Source organism: Acetomicrobium mobile (assembly GCF_937920065.1).
Window position 1 is genome coordinate 1 of record NZ_CALETC010000077.1, and the last position, 4,738, is coordinate 4,738.

General features: G+C 53.7%; 5 protein-coding genes. All 5 read left to right on the top strand.

Annotated features, from left to right (window positions below; translation table 11 throughout):
* Positions 1–448: divergent polysaccharide deacetylase family protein (locus Q7P41_RS03125; RefSeq protein WP_303882051.1), on the top strand; the 448-nt coding region annotated here is incomplete at its 5' end.
* Positions 432–1,718: an adenylosuccinate synthase gene (locus Q7P41_RS03130; RefSeq protein WP_303882052.1), complete on the top strand. Its 1,287-nt coding sequence runs from the start codon at positions 432–434 to the stop codon at positions 1,716–1,718. The genes Q7P41_RS03125 and Q7P41_RS03130, both read left to right, overlap by 17 nt.
* Positions 1,719–1,735: 17 nt before the next feature.
* Positions 1,736–2,977, top strand: a complete 1,242-nt coding sequence (locus Q7P41_RS03135; RefSeq protein WP_303882053.1) for a mitochondrial fission ELM1 family protein — start codon at positions 1,736–1,738, stop codon at positions 2,975–2,977.
* On the top strand, positions 2,974–4,038 hold the full coding sequence (locus tag Q7P41_RS03140; protein WP_303882054.1) for a glycosyltransferase family 4 protein: 1,065 nt from the start codon (positions 2,974–2,976) through the stop codon (positions 4,036–4,038). Before Q7P41_RS03135 ends, Q7P41_RS03140 begins: the two co-directional genes overlap by 4 nt.
* On the top strand, positions 4,022–4,738 hold a 717-nt coding region (locus tag Q7P41_RS03145; protein ID WP_303882055.1), incomplete at its 3' end, for a glycosyltransferase family 9 protein. The genes Q7P41_RS03140 and Q7P41_RS03145, both read left to right, overlap by 17 nt.

Genomic DNA, 4,738 nt, shown 5'->3' on the forward strand with positions numbered 1-4,738 from the left:
AAGAGCCATCGAATCGCTTCCGGGTGCGATAGGTGCGAACAATCACCGCGGTTCGGCTGCCACCTCCGATATGAGGGTAATGCGCGCCGCCATGGAAGGTCTCAAGGAAGAAGCCCAAAGGGGAAATTTTAAGGTATTCGTCGACAGCAGGACGGCCTCTTCGTCGGTGGCTGCAGCTGAGGCAAAAAAGGCAGGCTTGCTGGCCTTGGAAAACGGCGCCTTTGTCGACCATCTTGAGGACGTTAAGTTTATGCGATCGCAGCTTGAGCGAGCCGCAAGGCAGGCGCAAAAAAACGGCTATGCCGTTGTCATATGTCATGCACGCCCCAAGACATTGGTCTTTTTGAAGGAGTTAAGTCAAAATCCCGTAGTTGGTGTAAAATTTGTGACCGTGGAGGAGTTAGTGCGCCATTTGAGAGGGGAGCGTAATCATGAGGGGCACAGCTGAAGTCATCGTAGGAATGCAGTGGGGAGACGAGGGTAAAGGCAGGGTCGTGGACGCTGTAATGCCAAAGTGCGATGTGGTAGTGCGCTATCAGGGGGGTGCCAATGCCGGACACACGGTCATAGTGGAGGGCAAAAAATACGTCTTTCATATCCTGCCCTCGGGCATGCTTTACTCCGGCAAGGTCTGCGTCGTGGGCAACGGCGTTGTGGTTGACCCCGACAGGTTATTTGAGGAGCTGGGCGAGCTCTCATCGCAGGGCATGGACAGGGCCAGGTTGGTAGTGAGCGGTTCGGCTCACGTCGTAATGCCCTACCATAAGGTCTTGGACCAGCTGGAAGAAAGCGTGAGATCCAAGGAAAAACGAATAGGAACGACGGGTCAGGGCATAGGGCCTTGCTACGTCGATAAGTTCAACAGGACGGGCATAAGGGTGTACGACCTGATGCATCCCGATATGCTTCGCGATAAGCTGGATTACATCCTGGGCTTGAAAAACCAGATAATAACCAGGATATACAAGGAAACGCCAATGTCCTTCGATGCGGTTTACGAAAAGGCCATGTCCTGGAGCGAAAGGCTGTCCGTCTATATCGGTGACGGCTCGGCCATTATCGCAAAGGCCTTAAACGAGGGCAAATGCGTCCTCTTTGAGGGCGCTCAAGGTACATTGCTTGACATAGACCACGGCACCTACCCCTACGTTACAAGCTCCAATCCGACCTGCGGCGGGGTGTTCACGGGCACGGGCGTGGGGCCAAAAAGCATTGACAAGATCATAGGCGTGGCCAAGGCATACTGTACCAGGGTCGGCGAGGGCCCTTTCCCTTCCGAGGACCTGGGCGAAATGGGCAAATACCTGAGGGAAAAGGGCCGTGAGTACGGCGCTACGACGGGACGCCCCAGGAGGTGCGGCTGGCTTGATTTGGTCGCCTTGAAATATGCCGCGAGGATCAACGGTGCTACCCACCTTGCGCTAACCAAGCTTGATGTGCTGTCGGGACTTGAGGAGATAAAGGTGTGCGTGGCCTACGAGTACGAGGGTAAAAAGCTCGATGATTACCCGGCGGACACCTGGATGCTATCCCAGGTCAAGCCCCTTTACAGGACGTTTAAGGGGTTTAGCGAGGATACCAGGGGGGCAAGGGCCATGGAGGACCTTCCTCAGGCCGCACGCGATTACGTTAAGTTCATAGAAGATCAGACGGGGCTTCCCGTCATGATGTTGGGCGTGGGTCCCGACAGAAAGGAAACCATCTATAGGGAAGTCTAGGTGAGCTTTTCGTCGATATGTCTAAATCGCAAGTCGAGGGCAAAAATTTAAAGGCAGTCTTCATAATAAGCGACGGCATCCGCGGACACGTCAACCAAAGCCGCGGCGTCGCTCATTTTTTATCCGAGCTTACAGGTTGCCATGTATATGAGCTTGGCATTAACGAAGCAACGACAAATTTACCTGAGGCCTCCTTAGGCCACAAAGGTTTATCGGCCGGACTCAAGGGCTTTTACCTGCTTAAGGTTCTTGGGCGAAGGCTTGCGGCAAAAGACGAAGGTTTCATCCGCCGATGGCTTGCCCGCGCAGGGGCACTTAGCCTGCTTGATAGGGCAAAAAATCTGCTTGACGCCTCGGGAGTAAAGCAAGAAAACGCCCTTTTCCTGTCAGCGGGAAGCAGTGCGTCGCTTTACTGTTTTGCCCTTGCTCGACTGCTTAAATGCAGGTGTGCAACCATAATGACCCCCTCCGGCCTGGGAGTGAGTCCCTTTGATTTTGCCATCGTGCCAAAGCACGACTGTCCCAAGCCGGCCTGCAACGTATATGTCACCTTAGGTGCACCAAACATGGTAACCCCCCAAAAAATACGCAGCGAAGCCGATGCCTTAAGCAGGCTTTATCCTCCCCTGTCTCATAAAAGGATAGGCCTTCTTTTGGGCGGAAGCGACGGAAATTACGAGCTGACCTCCCGGTGGGTCGGACAAAACCTTGAGCCCCTGTTTGAGCATGCATCCGATGAGGGCATGGACCTCTACGTTACGACATCGAGGCGCACTCCACGAGATGTGGAAGACATGCTAAGGAAGATGCGCGACAAATACCCATGCATCAGATATTTGTGCATCGCCTCATGCGACCCTTACAACCCCGTTTATGGCATCTTCGGGCTTGCAACGCACCTGCTGGCTACGGAGGATTCCGTATCCATGATATCCGAGGCCGCCACGGCAGGTTTCTGCGTGGGGGTTTTGCCCGTTGAGCGGAAAAAAAGCCTAAAGAGGGCCGTGGAAGGTCTTTGCAGCTTTTTGATCTCGACCAAGGTCTTGTCGCCCAAACGGCTTTTCGGGGTGCCAAAGTTCGTCTTGGCCATCGACGAGCTTTGCAGCTTGGGCCTTGCCCGATGGATTAAAAGCGCAAGCGAATTGCGGGCTTTCTTAAACGGCAACAGCCCGGCCAAACACGGCCTGCAGTTTTGCGAGGCCAAAAACGCTGCCCGATGGATTGTCTCGGCCTTTGAGGAAGGGGAGACGGCAAGGTGAAAGGGGAGTCGCTTAAGGTAATTCAGATGCTTCCGGAGTTTCACGAAGGCGGCGTGGAGCGCCACGTCCTTTGGCTTTCCGGTGCGCTGGCAAAGCAGGGTCACGAGGTAATGGTCGTAAGCAAGGGTGGAAAGCTTGAAAGGTTTCTTGACGAAACAGTAAAGGTCTGGCACCTTCCCGTTCACGCCAAAAACCCCTTTACCGCCCTTTGGTGTGCTTTACTCGTCGCCCGAAGGGCAAGAAAGGAAGGCTGGCAGATAATTCACGCCCACTCGCGCGTTCCCTTTTGGATCGCCTGGTGGGCAAGCTCTTTAAGCGGCGTTTCCTGGGTTGCGACTTTACACGCTACCTTCAGGCACTCCCGCGCCCTGGTTCCATTAAAAAAGGCCTGTGCCTGCATAGCGGTAAGCCAAACCGTTAAAGACCACCTTGCGCCCTACCTGCCGGATAAAGCTTTTGTGATATATAACGGGCTTTTGCCGACTGACGTCAGGTGGCAGGGCAGCCTAAGGGACGACCCCTTTAAGTTTCTTTTCGTCGGACGCCTGAGTCCCAAAAAGGGGTTGCAGGTCGCCTTAAAGGCGTTAGCTGACGTGGAGGGCAGATGGCTTTTAGACGTGGTGGGAGACGGCCCCATGCGGGCAGAGCTTGAGGATCTCGTCGAAAAACTTGGGCTTTCCCATAAGGTGAAGTTTTGGGGCTTCAGGGAGGACGCCGACGAGTGGATCGCCCGCTGTTCCTGCCTTCTGTTTCCTTCCTTCGAGGAGGGGATGAGCATGACGCTGATTCGGGCGATAGATATGGGGGTTCCCATCCTTGCCTCGGACATTCCCTCCGTCAGGGAGCTGTGCCTTAACCCAGAGGCTCTGCTTGAGCCAAAAGACAAAGGGTCATGGAAAAAGGGTATTGAAGATATCCTTCGCGAAAGAAAGGCCTTGCAGCTTTTCGACCGCGATAAAATAGGTACCGTCGACGATATGGCAAGAGATGTCGCTAGTGTATACCAATTATGCATCAAGGAAACCGGAAAGGGGAAGCAAAAGAATGCTGACCGCAGTTAAAAGCTGGCCTACGTCCGTATCGGGCAAGGATTTTGAGGTTGTCCTTTACAGGGTAAGGCCCGATGATTATCCCAAGGAGCTTTACGAACCGTGGTATGAAGACCCCCTGTACAAGCACCTTGACGTAAAAAGCATTTTAGTCTACGTCGGAGGCGCAGGCATGGGGGATGTCGTCATGATAAATCCCTTATTCAACGCCTTGAAAAAGGCATGGCCTGAAAGCCATATCACCTGGATAGGAGGCTTTTCCAACCCCGTTAAGTGTTTGTTAAAGGATAACGGGCTCATAGACGACGTGCTTTATACTGTAGTAAGAAAACACAGGCCTTCCGCCTTTCCCGAGTACGCCAGGTGGTGGCGCGATGGCAGGCGAATGGGCGAGGCGGATTTATTCATAGACACCCAACGTCAGTTCGTTCCGTCCTTGCTTTTTTCTTTGTGCTTCAAATATAAACATCGCATAGGCTACTCTAGCAAATGCTTCTTCAGCGACTGGAAGTTCAAGGAGCCCGACAGGCACAAGGTGCACGATACCTTTCAAACTTTGATCCTGGCAAGGAGGCTTGGCATCGAACCGCCCGATCCGCTGCACCGCATCCTCATACCCGAAAACTTTGAGCAGATTGCCGGTGATCTGTGGGAAAGGTACGGCTTTGGCGAGGCCGTTGCCATGTTTCCCTACAGCGCCAGGCCCGTAAAG

What these genes read in the sequence shown, in the direction of transcription:
- Q7P41_RS03130 (WP_303882052.1), top strand. Translation starts at nt 432, where the DNA reads ATGAGGGGCACAGCTGAAGTCATCGTAGGAATGCAGTGGGGAGACGAG.
- Q7P41_RS03135 (WP_303882053.1), top strand. Translation starts at nt 1,736, where the DNA reads ATGTCTAAATCGCAAGTCGAGGGCAAAAATTTAAAGGCAGTCTTCATA.